Genomic DNA, 14,945 nt, shown 5'->3' with positions numbered 1-14,945 from the left:
ACTCTCCAGAGGGGTTAAAGGGAGAACGCGCCCGTGAGCAGCGCGACCACGGTCATCACAAGCGTGGTGGCGAAGGCCCACTTGAAGATGAAGCGCTGGTGCTCGCCCAGTTGCACGCCGCTCATCCCGACCAGGATGAACGTGGAGGCGGTGAGCGGGCTCAGCGGGAACCCGGTGGTCATCTGGCCGAGGATGGCGGCCCTGGCCACCTCGGCCGGGGCGCCGCCGAAGCCGCTGACGGTCTCGGCGAGCACGGGCAGGACGCCGAAGTAGTAGGCGTCGGGGGTGAAGACGAGGCTGAGCGGCATGCCGGTGAGGGCCACGAGGACCGGCAGGTGCCCGCCGAGGGAGTCGGGGATGACGCTCACGAACGCCGACGCCATGCTGCTGATCATCTTGGTGCCGGTGAGGACGCCGGTGAACACGCCGGCCGCGAAGATCATCGTGGTGACCAGGACGACGCTCTTGCCGTGCTTCTCCAGGAGCTCCTGCTGGCGTTCCCAGGTCGGGTGGTTGACCAGCAGCGCGATCGCGAACCCGACCACGAACAGCACCGGCAGCGGCATCACCTGCAGCACGAGCCCGACCAGCAGGGCGACCGTGAGAACCAGGTTGAAGACCGTCAGAGCGGGGTGGACGGGCGCCCGCTGAGTGCCGGGCCCCTCGCCGACCAGCCGCTCCTCGGGCAGCTCGGGGGCGGCGATCGTGCCGAGGCGGCGGCGCTCCTTGAGCCCGATCAGGTACGACGCCACCAGCACCCACGCGATGCCCGCCGCCATCGCGGGCAGGACCGGCGTGAACACCTGGGAGCTGTCCAGCTTCAGCGCCGCCATCGCGCGGGCGGTGGGCCCGCCCCAGGGGATGAGGTTCATGACTCCGGCCCCCAGGCAGACGACGCCGGACAGGACGAGCGGGCTCATGCCGAGCCGCCGGTAGACCGGCAGCAGCGCCGAGACCGTGATCAGGAACGTCGAGGCGCCGTCGCCGTCGAGGGCCACGCACATGGTCAGTACGGCGGTGCCCACGGCGATGCGGAGCGGATCGCCCTTGGCCACGCGCAGGATCCCGCGGATGAGCGGATCGAAGAGACCGGCGTCGATCATCAGGCTGAAGTACAGGACCGCGAACGCGATCATGATGCCGGTCGGCGCGACCTTGGTCAGCCCGTCGAGGATCATCTTCCCCAGCTCGCCGCCGAAGCCCCCGGCCAGCGCCGCCAGGACCGGGATCAGCACCAGCGCGATCAGGACCGACACGCGCTTGGTCATGGTGAGCAGCAGGAACAGAACGATCGTGGTGAATCCCAGGGCTGCCAGCATCGGTGTTCGCCTTCTTCCTCGCCCGGCTCGCGGGGGGTACGTGCCGGAGTGTTACGGAAGAGTTTCCGAGCGGGGAAATCTCAGGTCCAGCATCAAAGCAACATTTATCCATGCGTTCTGCGCAAAAGTTCGGGTCTATGCTCGCGCCATGGAGGCGAACCTGCGGCTGCTGGCCGCGTACGCCGCCGTGGCCAGAGCGGCGAGCTTCACGGCGGCGGCGGCCGAGATGCACGTGTCGCAGTCGTCGCTCAGCCGCGCGGTGGCAGAGTTGGAGCGGCTGCTCGGCGCGCAGTTGCTGGAGCGCGACACCCGCAACGTGCAGCTGACGGCGGCCGGGGTGGAGACGCTGCGGGTCGCCGAGCAGATCGTGTCCGCGCACCGGTCGGGCATGAAGGAGCTGGAGCGCTACCTGCTCGGCGAGTCGGGCGTGGTGGCCGTGGCCACGCTGCCGTCGGTGGCCGCGGTGCTGCTGCCCCGGGTGATCTCCGAGTTCCGGCTGCGGCGGCCGATGGCCGGGTTGCGGATCATGGACGGCCTGGAGCAGGTGGTGCTCGGCCGGGTGCTCTCCGGCGACGCCGACTTCGCGATCTCCACCGTCGGCGCCGCCCCCGAGCAGCTCGAACACCGCCCGCTGATCAAGGACCGCTTCCACGCCGTGCTGCCCGAGGACCACCCGCTCACCGAGCTCATGGAGATCACCTGGGAGGAGCTGGCCCGGGAGCCGTTCCTCGCGATCGGGCCGGAGTCGAGCGTGCGGCGGCTCACGGACGCGGCGTTCGCGCAGGCCGGGGCGGTCCCGACGCTGGCGGCCGAGGCGGGGAGCGTGGCGACGGTGGGCGGGCTGGTGACGGCCGGGCTGGGCGTCTCGGCGATGCCCGCCCTGGTGCTGCCGCTGATGGGGGCGGGGCGGCTGGCCTACCGGCCGCTCGCCGAGCCCGTCGTGGACCGCCGGCTGGACGTCGTGGTCCGGGCCCGCCGCACGCTGCCGCTGGCGACGAGCGCGTTCCTGGACCTGCTGGACGGGTTCCGCCGCGAGCTGCGGGCCCTGCCCGAGGGCGTCTCCTGGAACCGCGACTGAGGTCCCCTGGAATTCATGCGCAAAGCGCATTGAATGATGGGTTTCTTGTGCTGGACACGCATTTCACCGCCTCGGCAGGATGAAACGACCGGGTCACGGTCGGGAGGCGAAGGAGCGCGGGTGACAGGCACGGGTCAGGACACGGGCGGGAGCGGCCAGGGGCAGCTGCGCGGGCTGAAGGTGGTGGAGTTCGCGCACGTGGTGGCCGGGCCGATGGCCGGCTCCATGCTCGCCGACCAGGGTGCGGACGTGGTGCACGTGGAGGCCCCCGGCGCCGGCGACGCGGCCCGCGCGATGGGTCCGGCACGGGACGGCGTTCCCCTGTGGTTCAAGGTCGCCGGCCGCAACAAGCGTTCGGTCACCCTAGACCTGCACCACGCCGCCGGACGCGAGATCGCCCACCGGCTGGTCGCCTGGGCGGACGTCGTGATCGTCACCCTGCGGGCCGGGCGGCTGCGCGACTGGGAGCTGGACTGGGAGGCCGTGCACCGGATCAACCCGAAGGCGATCCTGCTGCAGATCTCCGGGTTCGGGGCGACGTCCTCGCGGGCGAACGAGCCGGGCTTCGGCAAGATGGGCGAGGCCAGGAGCGGGGTGGTGCACCTGACCGGGTTCCCCGACGGGCCGCCCGTGCACACGGGGTTCTCTCATGGGGACGCGGTCACGGGGCTGATGGGCGCCTACGCCGTGCTCGCCGCCCTCCACCGCCGCGCGGGCGACCCCGGCTTCGACGGCGAGTGGATCGACCTGGCCCTCTTCGAGCCGCTCTACCGGCTGATCGAATGGCAGATCATCGCGTACGACCAGCTCGGCACCGTACCCGAACGGGCGGGCAACCAGCTCGCCGTCGCGCCCGCCGCGGTGATCAACACCTACCGCTCCGGCGACGGCGAATGGATCACCGTGACGTCCGCGACCCTGCGCTCGGTTCGCAACGTGGCCCGCCTGCTCGGCCTGCCCGAGGAGGACTTCGCCACGTCGGCGCAGCAGCACGAGGGCCGCGAGACCCTGGACAAGGGCCTGCGGGAATGGGTGGCCGCGCGGAGCACGAACGAGTGCCTGGCGGAGTTCGCCCGGGCGGAGGTGGTGGCCTCGCGGGTGTTCACCGCCGCCGACATCGCCGCCGACCCGGTCTACGCCGAGCGCGGCGACATCATCACCGTCGACGACGCCGACCTCGGCCCCGTGCGCATGCAGGGCGTGATCCCCCACTTCCACCGGCGGCCCGGGAAGGTCTGGCGCACCGGCCCCGCGCTCGGGCAGGACAACCGCCTCGTCTACCACGAGTGGCTGGGGCTCGCCGAGGAGGAGCTGACGGAGCTGGAGCAGCACGGTGTCATCTGAGCGCCCCCTGCTCCGTTCCCTGCTCTTCGTCCCGGGCACCAGGACGGAGTGGCTGGCCAAGGCGGAGGCGGCGGGGGCCGACGCGGCCATCCTCGACCTCGAGGACGCGGTCCCCGCCGGTGGCAAGTCGCAGGCCCGCCGCGAAGTGGCCGAAGCGGTGGCCGGCTACGCGGGGCGCCTGGCCCTGCTCGTCCGCGTGAACCCGCTGGACGGCTGGGCGGGGGCCGAGGAGCTGCGAGCCGTCGCCCACGAGCGGCTCGCCGGGGTCGTGCTGCCCAAGGTGAGCGGCCCGGAGGACGTGCGCCTCGCCGACCGGCTGCTGGCCTGGTGCGAGCGCGAGCGCGGCCTGCCGCAGGGCCACCTCGCCCTGGTGCCGCTGCTGGAGACGGCCTCCGCGCTGCGCGCGGCGTACGACGTCGCCATGGCGGCCCCGTCCCGGATCGCCTACCTCGGCGCCGTCACCGCCCCGGGCGGCGACGTCGCCCGGGCCGTCGGCTACCGCTGGACGCCGGAGAGCACGCTCGGCCTGCGCTCCCGCGTGCTCCTCGACGTACGCGCCGCCGGGATCCCCAACCCGGTCGCGGGCCTGTGGACCGGCATCGGCGACCTGGACGGGCTGCGCTCCTTCGCCGAGCAGAACCGCTCGCTCGGCTACGAGGGCATGATGGCGATCCACCCCTCCCATGTCCCCGTCATCAACGCGGCCTTCTCCCCCTCCCCCGACGAGCTGGCCCGCTACGCCCGGCTCATCGCGGCGGTGGAGGCGGCCCAGGCCGGCGGGTCGGGCGCGGTGACGTTCGAGGGCGAGATGGTGGACGAGGCCATGGCCGCCACGGCACGGGCCGCCCTCGATCGGTACGGCCGATAAACCGGTTGCGGGCGCCGCGAGACTGAACGGCATGGAACGAAAGCTGCTCAGCGCCATCGCCCACCGTGACCATCCGATCGCCGCGCCCATCACGCCCGGCAATCTCGACCGCCTGCTGCGCCGGGCGGCCCTGCCGGAGGGGGCCCGCGTCCTCGACCTGGGATGCGGCGAAGGCGAATGGTCGCTCCGCGCGCTCGAGCTCGTCCCCTCGGCGACGGCCGACGGCGTGGACATCTCCGAGGAGGCCGTGGTCTCGGCGGGGCGGGCGGCGGCCGCGCGCGGCCTGTCCGACCGGCTGTCGCTGTACGAGATGCCCGCGACCGAGTTCTCCTCTGAGCAGCCGTACGACCTGGTGCTCTGCGTGGGCTCGACGCACGCGTTCCAGGGGTTGAAGGGCACGCTGGACGCGGTCGCCGGGTTCGTCCGGCCCGGCGGGCTGGCACTGATCGGGGAGGGCTTCTGGGAGAAGGCTCCGGCTCCCGAGGTCGTCGAGGCCATCGGCGCCTACCCCGACCTGGCGGGCACGGTGGCCGCCGCCGAGTCCGAGGGCTGGCTGGCCGTCTACGGCCACGTGAGCACCCTCGCCGAGTGGGACGAGTACGAGTGGTCGTGGACCGGCACCCTGGCCCGATGGGCCGCCGCCAACCCGGGCCCCGACGGCGACCAGGCCCTCGCCGTCGCGCGGGAGCACCGCGAGCTGTGGCTCAACGGCTACCGGGACGCGCTCGGCTTCGTCACCCTGCTGCTGCAGCGCGCATGAGCGAGCGGCCGGGCCCCTCCCCGAGAGGCCCGGCCACCGGGAATCAGCCGTTGATCAGGGCAACCGCCAGATCGGGGTCGAACTGCCCGGCCGGCTTGGTGGAGGCGTTGCACACGCCGTCGGAGTCACCGGGCACCTTGACCCAGAAGACGTACTCGGCGCCGCTCGTCTGCTTGGCCGGCGGGGTGCCGAGCTGGCGGCCGGGCGGGTTGCACCAGTTGTCCTCGGGCGTGTTGTCGGAGTAGGGGCCCTTGCCGTTGCGGCTGGTGTCGATCACGTACTTCTTGCCGCCCACGGTGCCCGACAGCTGACCGTTGACCGCGACGGCGTACCTCTCGGAGTCGGCGGTGTAGAAGTAGTTGGACACGTTCACGGAGAAGCCGCGGGTGTTGGCGATGCCCGACTTGACCAGCAGCGGCGCGATGACCTCGGGCGCGTGCCAGGTGGCGTTGGCCGCGTCCAGGTAGACCCACGCGTTGGGTGCCTGGGCCTTGAGCACCTGCGTGGCGTCCAGCAGCATCTTGTACTGGTCCTCGGGGTCCTTGCCGACCTTGGTCACGCAACCGGCGGCGGCGACCGCGTCGGGCTCCAGCACGACGATCGCGTGCCTGGTGCCGATGGCCTTGGCGAACTCGGTGATCCAGTTGTGGTAGCCGGCCGCGTCGCCCGCGCCGCCGCCCGATTGGTCGGCGCACGCGTCCCGGTTGGGGATGTTGTACGCGACCAGCATCGGCAGCTTGTCCTGGGCCTGCGCCGCGCCGACGTAGGTGTCCACGGCCTGGGTGATGTCACCGAACCAGCCGCCGAACCACTCGAAGATCGGCTTGTTGGCGATGTTCGAGCCGATGGGTCCGGCCTGCGCGGCGTTCGGATTGGCCGTGACCCATTTAGCCGGGTTGGACTGGTTCCACACGAACAGGGCGGTCGGGCGCGTCGTCTGCGTCTCCATCAGCGACACGTTGTCGAACCGGACCACGGGCGTCCCGCCGGACCCGCCGAGCTGGAACGTCACCTCGGCCGCCGTGTCCGCGGCCGTCGCGGCCGTGAAGGGGATGCTGTAGCGCTTGCTCGACGTGGTGAGCTGCACGCCCGTGGCCAGCGACTGGTTGCTGCTGGGCGTGGCCTTGTACTGCACCGTCGCGGTGGCCTTGAAGGCGACGGTGGAGTAGGCGTCGAAAGAGAGAGTGTAGCTCTTGCCCGGGTTCAGGGCGGCGGTGGTCGGGGCGGCCACCATCGCGTCCCAGGGGTTGGCGACGACGGCCTTCACGTCCACCCGAAGCCGCTTGGCGTCGAGCGCGACGGTCGTCTGGCCGATCGCGGCCCAGGGGGCGGTGGAGCTGTCGAAGGTGCCGTTCCCGATGAGCTGGGCGGCGGCTGAGGCGGGCTGGGGAACGACGAGGACTGCTGTCAGGACGGCGGATAAGACCGCGGTCTTGGCTGCGATGAATCGCACGTGTGCACCTTTCGGCGGGAGTCGCGGTTGATCATTACCGACCCCGTCTGACAAGGTCAAGAGGTTGAGTATGAACGTACGCACCGACGCCGGCGGTGACGGAGCGTGTTGCGGCTCCGCTATGATCGGCCGCATGGTTCCGGGCACCTTGTTTCTCTGATCCGCGTCCGTAAGCGGACGCAGCAGCGCTTCCGGCGACCCGTCGGCACGGGGCCGGCCGAGCGCTCTGTTCCGCGTGCTTCGACGCGTTGACCGCCGGCTTCCGGCACCCACCGAGAAACGAGTGCATTTCCATGACTTCCCGTCCCCTGTCAGGGCACACGACCGTCCTCAACACCCTCGACCCCGCCGACCCCGTCCTCGACGATCTCGAACCGCTGCGCGGCGTGGTCGGCGACGCCCAGGTCGTGGCCGTCGGCGAGGGCGCCCATTTCGTCCGCGAGTTCAACCTCGCCCGCGCGCGACTGCTGCGCTTCCTCCTCGAACGCTGCGGGTTCACCGACGTGGCGTTCGAGCTCGGGGCCGCGGACGCCGCCGCCGTCAACGCCTGGCTCGCCGGCGAGGGCGACGAGGGAGACCTCTCCCGGCTGGCCGGGCCCCTCACCCGCGGCGTGTTCGGCCAGCTGCTGACCTGGTTGCGCCACTACAACCGGAGCAGGTCGCGGCCCGTCCGGATCGTGGGGATCGACCTGCCCAACACGCTCACCCTGCGACCGGACCTCGACCCGGTCGCCGAGTACCTGCGGCAGGTCGACCCGGACCTCGACGACTTCGTGGCCGGCGTCCTGCGCGCGGCCGGCGAGATCACCGGCGGCTCGGCCGCCGTGTCGGCACCCGCGTGGGGCACTCTCGACCCGGCGTTCCGGGACTCCCTCACGGCGGGCCTGTCCCGGCTGTCGCTGCGGCTGCGGGCGCTCGAACCGCTCTACGTCTCCCGCGGCGACCGGCAACGATACGACACCGCCCGCCGTCACCTGGATGCCGCCTGCCACACCGACTACATGCTGCGGGCGATGAACGACCTGTTCGCCGGCGCGGGCCGGCCGGGCGACACGTCGGCTCGCGACCACTACATGGCCTCGGCCGTACGGTGGCAGCTGGACAGGGCCGGCACCGGCGCGCGCGTCGTGCTGGTGGCCCACAACAACCACATCCAGAAGACCCCCGTCACCTTCGGCGGGCACCTGGCCGCCCTGCCGATGGGCCACTACCTGGCGCGTGACCTCGGCCCGCGCTACCGCGCCGTGGCGCTGACCCACACGGCCGGCCAGGTGCCGGAGATGATCGTCCCCGCCGAGGGCTCGCCGGTCGGATTCACGCTCAACGTCGTCAGCCTCGACGCCCCGGCTCCCGGCAGCGTGGAAGGGGCCCTCGTCGACGCCGGGCTCGGCGGGGTCGTCACCCTGACCGACCTGCGTTCGGGGCCGCCGCTGGACCGCATCCGGTCGCAGAGCGCAACCGTGGACACCCCGCTGCACCAGGCCTTCGACGCGGTCGTGTGCACCCCCACCGCGACGGCGGACTCGTCGACCATGTTTGGAGCATCTTCATGAACCTCACCAACGCCGTCGTCACCGGCGCCGCCGGCGGGATCGGCAGGGCCCTGGCCACCCGCCTCCGCTCGGACGGGGCGCGGGTCGTGCTCGCCGACGTCAACGAGACGGCGCTCGCCGAAGCCGCGGCCGAGCTGGGGGCCGAGGCCATCCGGACCGACGTCTCGGACGCCGCGCAGATGGAGGCGCTGGCCGCCGCCGCACCGGAGGCCGACCTGGTCTGCCTGAACGCGGGCATCGTCGGCCGGGACCTCGGCGCGCCGTGGGAGGTGAGCCCGCAGGACTGGGAGCGGGTCTTCGCGGTGAACGTCGGCGGCGTGGTCAACGGGTTGCGCGCGTTCGTCCCGCGGCTGCTCTCGTCCGGCCGGCCCGCGCACATCCTGATCACGGCTTCGCTGGCGGGGCTCGTCACGTTCCCCGCCGGTGGCGCGTACGCGGCCTCCAAGCACGCCGTCGTCGCCCTCGCCGAGCAGGCGGCGCTGTCGCTGGCCGGCACGCCGATCGGCGTGACGATGCTGTGCCCGGCCCTGGTCCGCACCGGCATGTCGCCCGACGGCGAGGACCCCGCCGACATCGCGGACCAGGCCCTCGCGGCGGTGCGGGCGGGCGCCTTCACCGTGGTGCCGGACGGCTGGCCGGCCGCGATCACGCGGCGCGCTCAATGGCTGGCGACGGGCGCGCCGCCGGAGCTGCCGGCCGCCGACTGATTTTGACCTCCAGGTCCAGAAACTGCTAGCGTCGCCGCCATGGGGAGGCCGAAGCAGTTCGATCCGGACGTGGCCGTCGAACACGCTATGCAAGTGTTCTGGCGCAAGGGCTATGCGGCCACCACGCCGCAGGATCTGGTGGACGAGCTCGGCATCGGCAAGGGCAGCCTCTACAACACCTTCGGCAGCAAGCACGCGCTGTTCGAGGCGGCGCTGAGCCGCTATCGCGACAACCAGGCGGCCGCGCTGATCGAGATGCTGGAGGAGCCGGGCCCCGTCAAGGACAGGTTGCGCAGGGCACTGCGCCTCCTGTCCGAGATGGACCTGGCCGACCCCGACCGGCGCGGCTGCATGGCCGTGAACACCGCGGCCGAGCTCGGCCGGGCGGACGAGAGCGCGGCGCGGCTCGTCCGGCGGATGTTCGAGCGCACCGAGGACGCCTTCCGCGCGCTGGTCGAGGAGGGCCGGCGCACGGGCGAGATCGCCGCCGACCGGGACGCCCGGGCGGCCGGGAGCCTGCTGCTGAACACCGTCGTCGGCATGCGCCTGCTGGCGCGCGTCGCCGACAGCCCCGACCGCCTCACCAGGGTGATCGACGCGGTCATCGACTCCCTCTGACCTCAACCCCCTTTTCGGGGGTTCACCGCACCCGCATTTTGTACCTTGAGTTCAAGAAAATTGGAGAGATCATGAAGCTCGGACTCGACTCCAAGACCGCCGTCGTCACCGGCGCCAGCCGGGGCATCGGCCTAGCCACCGTACAGACCCTGATCGACGAGGGGGTACGCGTGGTCGGTGCCGCCCGCACCATCACGCCCGAGCTGGAGAAGTCGGGCGCCATCGCGGTGCCGGCCGACCTGAGCACCCCCGCCGGGGTCTCCACCTTCATGGACACCGCGCTCGCCGAGCTGGGCGGCATCGACCTGCTGGTCAACAACGTCGGCGGCGGCGACGCCGTGGAGCCGGTCGGCTTCCTCGACACCGGCGACGCGGAGTGGGCCGCCGTCTTCGACGTCAACCTGCTCAGCGCCGTCCGCGCCACCAGGGCCGCCCTGCCCAGCCTCATCGAGCGGCGCGGCTCGGTGGTGAACGTCTCGTCCATCAACTCCCGGCTGCCGGCCGCCGGCCCCGTCGCCTACAGCGCCGCCAAGGCCGCCCTGACCGCACTCGGCAAGTCCCTCGCCGAGGAGTTCGGCCCCCTGGGCGTCCGGGTCAACACCGTCTCGCCCGGTGTCGTCCGTACCGCGATCTGGGACGACCCCGACGGCTTCGGCGGCAAGGTGGCCGCCCTGGCGGGCGCGGACCACGCGACGTTCCTGGAGGGGCTCCCGGCGGCGTTCGGCATCACGACGGGCCGCATCACCGAGCCGCGGGAGGTGGCGGCGCTGATCGCGTTTTTGCTGTCGGAGGTGGCGGGCAACATCACGGGCGCGGACCACGTCATCGACGGCGGCACCGTGAAGACCCTTTAACGGCCATGACCGTCTTGGGCGGCGCTGGGTGGTTCTCTCTTCCGCCGCCTGGATGGCGGGACGATAGCGGACCATTACATGTCATCGTTCGAGCGCGATTGGGCTGGGGCCGTGCCCTGGCTCGGCGTCGAGATCTGAAAGGCAGCTCATGGGACGAGTCGAGTACTGGAACGACCCGGGCGCCCCGGAAGGCGAACAGCCTGGTGCCGGTCTGTGGCACGGTGACCGTGGACGACGCGGGACGCATCCTCATGCAGCGCCGGCGAGACACCGGCCAATGGGCTCTGCCGATGGGCAAGATGGAGATCGGGGAGACGCCCTCCCAGTGCGCCGTGCGGGAGACCGAGGAAGAGACAGGCGTCCGAGTCGAGCCGGTGGGCATCCTAGGGATCTGCTCCGATCCCGGTCACATCGTCGCCTACAGCGACGGGGAGATCCGGCAGGACTACGAGGTGATGCTGATCGCGCGCCCCATAGGTGGGCAGCCGGAGGCCAACGATGAGGCCGGCGACATTCGGTGGGTGCTTGTAGCACAGGGGGCTACGTCAGGCTACGATAGACGCATGATGAAGATCATCACCCAACGGGAGTTCCGCAATAACTCCGCCGCTGTCATGGATCAGGTTGAGGCAGGCGAGGTCTTTCACATCACCCGCAACGGAGTCGAGATCGCGGAGTTGCGACCGATTCCACGCCGACGGCGCTTGAGTGCTGAAGAACTCGTCGCCAGGCATCGCAGACTTCCAGTCGTGGACTACGCGGCGATGCGTCGAGAGGCCGACGAGTTCTTCGGCTCCGAAGACCGCATCGACGACGACCCGTGGGAGGGCCGTGATGCCTGAGCGGCACAGTGCCGGAGTGATAGACACGTGCGTTTACATTGATCTCGCCGAGATCCCTCCCGCTGATTTGCCGGCTTATCCCGAGCTCACAGCCATCACGCTTGCCGAACTTCACCAAGGTGTGGCCATGGCCAAGGATCAGGCCACCCGAGTCGCGCGCATGGAGAAGCTGGGCGCTGCGGTGACCGACTTCGAGCCTCTGCCCTTCGATGCCGACGCGGCGGCTCGCTACGGCAGCCTTGTCGCACTGACGCTCGCGGCGAAGCGTGACCCGCGACCTCGCCGAATGGACCTCATGATCGCCGCAGTCGCCTCCAGCAGAGGGTTGCCGCTCTTCACCCGCAACACCGACGACTTCGTCGGACTGGAAAGCTTGGTCACCGTCGTTCCCGTGTGAACATCAATCCCTGGACGGCTCTACCTGATGAGATCGGGGAGACGCCGTCGCACTGCGCCGTGCGGGCAGCCGTGGAAAGGACAGGCGTCCGAGTCGAGCCGATGAGCATCCTGGGGATCTACGCCGGCCCTGGCCACATTGGCGCCTACAGCGACGGCGAGATCCGGCAGGAGTACGAGGCGATGCCGATCGGCCGGCCGATAGGGGGGCAGGTCGGAGGCCAACGACGTTCGATGGGTGAAACCGGACGATCTTCACGCGATGGACACCCACCTCGCGCAATGGCGGCAGCTCAACGACTATCCGAAGGGCGCTTATCCGCACGTCGATTGACCTGACGGCGAGGTCTGGAGCGCATCCTGCGGCCCCTGTCCAACGAAGTCTGTCTGGTCCAGCAGGAGGGTGAGCAGAAGTCGGCCCACCACCTTGGGGTGACAGTCGCCTATCGGCGAAGGCTGGAACCGGCATTACACCGTACCCATCCCGGATCGTATTCATATGATTACGGAAAGCGACTCGTCTAGACGAAGGAGGCCGGCTTGGGAAAGCACAAGGGCGAGGAGCCCAGCCTGAAGCCGTTCACTCCCCCGAAGGAGAGGAAGAGCCAGAACGACGGAGACGGCAGCGAGGGCAAGCGCGGCAGCGGTAACGAGGACAAGAAGGACGGCAAGTGACCTTCGACCTGGGTGCCCGTATTGATGGCCTCATCGACGCCATCAGCGAGCGCCGCCCGGTCAGCGGCGCCATCGACAAGGCGTTGCGGGCCGTGCCCCGGCATCGGTTCGTGCCCCCCATCGGGGTCGTTCTCACCGGAGGCGTCCCCCGCCTCATCGACCAGGACGCCGACCCGGACACCTGGTGGGCCACGGTGTACGGGCCGGACGCCATCGTGACGCAACTCGACCGGGGCACGACCGACATCCGCGAGATGGACGGGCGCTCCACCTCCTCCAGCTCCGCCCCGGGGACCGTCGTCGATCTGCTCACCCTCCTCGATCCGGAGCCGGGTGATCGGGTGCTGGAGATCGGCACGGGTACGGGCTGGACCGCGGCGCTGCTGTCCCACCTGGTCGGCGAGCACGGCATCGTGACGTCGATCGAGGTCGATCAGGCCGTCGCCGAGCAGGCGGAAAGGACGCTGGCCGCGGCCGGCGTGCGCCCGCATCTGATCGTCGGTGACGGGGCGGACGGGTGGGCCGAGGGAGCACCGTACGACCGGGTCCACGTCACCTGCGCCGTCCACACCGTCCCGTATGCATGGGTCGAGCAGACCCGGCCGGGCGGCGTGATCGCGGCGCCGTTCTCGCCCGGCTTCGACGTCGACTTGTCCGTCCGGCTCGTGGTCATGCCGGACGGGGTCGCGGTTGGCCGGTTCCCCGGCTACACGTCGTACATGATGATGCGCTCGCAGGACGGATCCCCTGTCTCCGACGACGATGGCGGCGGCCGACGGTCCACGACCCGGGTGGACCCGCGCACGATCGCGCACGCGCCGGCGGGGGCGGGGCTGGCCATGTCGGCTCTCACCGGCCTGCACATCCGCGAGGCTGACGAGGGGGACCGTTTCGTGCTGTACGTGGTCGATCCGGCCGACCCTGCCCACTGGGCGGCGGCGGTTCACGACCCGGACGGCGATCATCTCGTATATCAGCTCGGCGATCGGTCGCTGTGGGATGAGATCACCGACGCTTTCGCACAGTGGGTTTCCTGGGGCGAGCCAGGCCGGGAACGGTTCGGCATGGCCATCACGCGGGAGGGCCAACAGATCTGGCTGGACACTCCGAAGTACACGCTGGGCCATGCCGGGGCCTGAGCATACGGAGAGCGGCTGTCTCTGGTCAGGTGTCAGGCCCTCAACCAAGGAGATCCTGCACCCGTACTGGAACTCGTTGTCAGGGGCGATACTCAGCACGTCGATTGACCTGGCGGGTTTCGCAGGGCTCCCAACCGCGATCACCTAACGAAGCTCGCCGGATCCAGTAGACAGGTGGGCAGAAGTCGGCCCACCGCCTCGTCGGTCAAGGGGTGGGCCTACCAGTCGCCGGAGGCGTGGGGTGCGCCGAAGGCGCCCAGGACAAGAACGTCTGAGCCCTTCGGCGCGAAGCGCCCCATTGCGAAGGCATTTCGGGGCGGGGTCCAGCGGGTCAACCACCCAGATGGGCAACGGGTGGGTGAGCCTGGCCCACCTACACCGGGCTGTGCATGTGGCGGGTCAGGGCGTGTTCCACCAGGGTGATCAGGGTGGATTTCACCGACTCCCGCTGCCTGGCGTCCAGGCGCACGATCGGGATGTGGCCGCCGATCGACAGGGCCTCGCGGATCTCGTCCTCCGCGTGCCCGAACTGCCCGTCCCAGCCGTTGATGCCGATCACGAACGGCAGTTTCGCCTCTTCGAAATAGTCGATCGCGGGGAAGCTGTCCGCCAGGCGCCGCGTGTCCACGAGGACGACCGCGCCGATGGCGCCGCGTACCAGGTCGTCCCACATGAACCAGAAGCGGTGCTGTCCGGGCGTGCCGAACAGGTAGAGGATCAGATCGCGGTCGAGCGAGACCCGGCCGAAGTCCATGGCCACGGTCGTGGTGGTCTTGTTCGGTGTGAGGGAGACGTCGTCCACGTGCGCGGAGGCGTCCGTCATGACCGCTTCGGTGGTGAGCGGCAGGATCTCCGAGACCGCACCCACGAACGTCGTCTTCCCCACGCCGAAGCCCCCGGCCACGACGATCTTCGTCGAGGTTAGGCCGGGGCTAGAGCCTGCGAAGTCCACTGAGCACCCTTTCGAGCAAGTTGAGGTCCGGCTTTCCGGCGTCCAGCGCAGGCTGGTGCACGCGGATCAGGCCCTCGGACGCCATGTCGGCGATCAGCACCCGGACCACGCCAAGGGGCTGGCGTAAAAGGGCGGAGATCTCGGCAACCGACCGGACGTTCCGGGTCAGTTGAATAATCGCCTGATACTCCGGACTAAGTAGGGAAATGTCTTGGTATTCCGACGTCACGGAGGACACCAATGCCTCCATGGCGAACTTCATCCGCGGAGCGGTGCGCCCCCCGGTCACGGCATAGGGCCGTACCAGGGAGCTCTGCTTCTGCGGACGGGGAGCCGCCGGATGCGGCGGAGTGCTATCACCAGCCCAACCCTGACCTGACACCATGA

General features: G+C 70.3%; 16 protein-coding genes. 12 read left to right on the top strand and 4 right to left on the bottom strand.

The features are described 5' to 3' along the window. Positions 1-14: 14 nt before the first annotated feature. On the bottom strand, positions 15-1,319 hold the full coding sequence (locus ACFKCF_RS20820) for a CitMHS family transporter (protein ID WP_394495815.1): 1,305 nt from the start codon (positions 1,317-1,319) through the stop codon (positions 15-17). A gap of 148 nt (positions 1,320-1,467) precedes the next feature. Between ACFKCF_RS20820 and ACFKCF_RS20815 the strand changes: the two genes are divergently transcribed. From ACFKCF_RS20815 to ACFKCF_RS20800, 4 genes are all read left to right on the top strand, one after another. Next, a complete protein-coding gene (locus ACFKCF_RS20815; protein WP_394495813.1) occupies positions 1,468-2,397 on the top strand; it encodes a LysR family transcriptional regulator in 930 nt (309 codons plus the stop codon). A gap of 120 nt (positions 2,398-2,517) precedes the next feature. Beyond that, positions 2,518-3,741 (top strand): CaiB/BaiF CoA transferase family protein, encoded by a 1,224-nt coding sequence (locus ACFKCF_RS20810; RefSeq protein WP_394495811.1) that lies wholly within the window; start codon positions 2,518-2,520, stop codon positions 3,739-3,741. Continuing rightward, positions 3,731-4,609 (top strand): HpcH/HpaI aldolase/citrate lyase family protein, encoded by an 879-nt coding sequence (locus ACFKCF_RS20805; protein ID WP_394495809.1) that lies wholly within the window; start codon positions 3,731-3,733, stop codon positions 4,607-4,609. The genes ACFKCF_RS20810 and ACFKCF_RS20805 overlap by 11 nt, the downstream gene beginning before the upstream one ends. Positions 4,610-4,640: 31 nt before the next feature. After that, positions 4,641-5,369: an SAM-dependent methyltransferase gene (locus tag ACFKCF_RS20800; protein ID WP_394495807.1), complete on the top strand. Its 729-nt coding sequence runs from the start codon at positions 4,641-4,643 to the stop codon at positions 5,367-5,369. Positions 5,370-5,412: 43 nt separating this feature from the next. On the opposite strand, the gene ACFKCF_RS20795 is transcribed toward ACFKCF_RS20800, so the two are convergent. After that, positions 5,413-6,822, bottom strand: coding sequence for a glycoside hydrolase family 6 protein (locus ACFKCF_RS20795; protein WP_394495805.1), 1,410 nt, complete (start codon positions 6,820-6,822; stop codon positions 5,413-5,415). Between the two features lie 293 nt (positions 6,823-7,115). Between ACFKCF_RS20795 and ACFKCF_RS20790 the strand changes: the two genes are divergently transcribed. The 8 genes from ACFKCF_RS20790 (at position 7,116) to ACFKCF_RS20755 (ending at position 13,606) form a co-directional block, all read left to right on the top strand. After that, the gene (locus ACFKCF_RS20790) at positions 7,116-8,375 is read left to right on the top strand and encodes an erythromycin esterase family protein (RefSeq protein WP_394495803.1); all 1,260 of its coding nucleotides are present in this window, start codon (positions 7,116-7,118) and stop codon (positions 8,373-8,375) included. Beyond that, a complete protein-coding gene (locus ACFKCF_RS20785; RefSeq protein ID WP_394495801.1) occupies positions 8,372-9,082 on the top strand; it encodes an SDR family NAD(P)-dependent oxidoreductase in 711 nt (236 codons plus the stop codon). The genes ACFKCF_RS20790 and ACFKCF_RS20785 overlap by 4 nt, the downstream gene beginning before the upstream one ends. Before the next feature lie 39 nt (positions 9,083-9,121). Beyond that, a complete protein-coding gene (locus tag ACFKCF_RS20780) occupies positions 9,122-9,700 on the top strand; it encodes a TetR/AcrR family transcriptional regulator (protein WP_394495799.1) in 579 nt (192 codons plus the stop codon). Between the two features lie 71 nt (positions 9,701-9,771). Further along, entirely contained in the window at positions 9,772-10,554 is a 783-nt protein-coding gene (locus tag ACFKCF_RS20775) for an oxidoreductase (protein ID WP_394495797.1), read from the top strand. 221 nt (positions 10,555-10,775) lie between these two features. Beyond that, positions 10,776-11,396, top strand: coding sequence for a type II toxin-antitoxin system prevent-host-death family antitoxin (locus tag ACFKCF_RS20770; protein WP_394495796.1), 621 nt, complete (start codon positions 10,776-10,778; stop codon positions 11,394-11,396). Then, on the top strand, positions 11,389-11,793 hold the full coding sequence (locus ACFKCF_RS20765) for a type II toxin-antitoxin system VapC family toxin (RefSeq protein ID WP_394495794.1): 405 nt from the start codon (positions 11,389-11,391) through the stop codon (positions 11,791-11,793). Before ACFKCF_RS20770 ends, ACFKCF_RS20765 begins: the two co-directional genes overlap by 8 nt. A 539-nt stretch (positions 11,794-12,332) precedes the next feature. Next, on the top strand, positions 12,333-12,467 hold the full coding sequence (locus tag ACFKCF_RS20760) for a hypothetical protein (RefSeq protein ID WP_394495792.1): 135 nt from the start codon (positions 12,333-12,335) through the stop codon (positions 12,465-12,467). Beyond that, positions 12,464-13,606, top strand: coding sequence for a methyltransferase domain-containing protein (locus ACFKCF_RS20755; protein ID WP_394495790.1), 1,143 nt, complete (start codon positions 12,464-12,466; stop codon positions 13,604-13,606). The genes ACFKCF_RS20760 and ACFKCF_RS20755 overlap by 4 nt, the downstream gene beginning before the upstream one ends. A 373-nt stretch (positions 13,607-13,979) precedes the next feature. On the opposite strand, the gene ACFKCF_RS20750 is transcribed toward ACFKCF_RS20755, so the two are convergent. Both ACFKCF_RS20750 and ACFKCF_RS20745 read right to left on the bottom strand, forming a co-directional pair. Next, positions 13,980-14,558, bottom strand: a complete 579-nt coding sequence (locus ACFKCF_RS20750) for an ATP/GTP-binding protein (protein ID WP_394495788.1) — start codon at positions 14,556-14,558, stop codon at positions 13,980-13,982. Further along, on the bottom strand, positions 14,539-14,943 hold the full coding sequence (locus ACFKCF_RS20745; protein WP_225964010.1) for a DUF742 domain-containing protein: 405 nt from the start codon (positions 14,941-14,943) through the stop codon (positions 14,539-14,541). The genes ACFKCF_RS20750 and ACFKCF_RS20745 overlap by 20 nt, the downstream gene beginning before the upstream one ends. Between the last annotated feature and the right edge of the window lie 2 nt (positions 14,944-14,945).

It is taken from the genome of Nonomuraea sp. JJY05 (genome assembly GCF_043496855.1).
Lineage (GTDB): Bacteria > Actinomycetota > Actinomycetes > Streptosporangiales > Streptosporangiaceae > Nonomuraea.
This window is presented reverse-complemented; position numbering and strand designations above follow the sequence as displayed.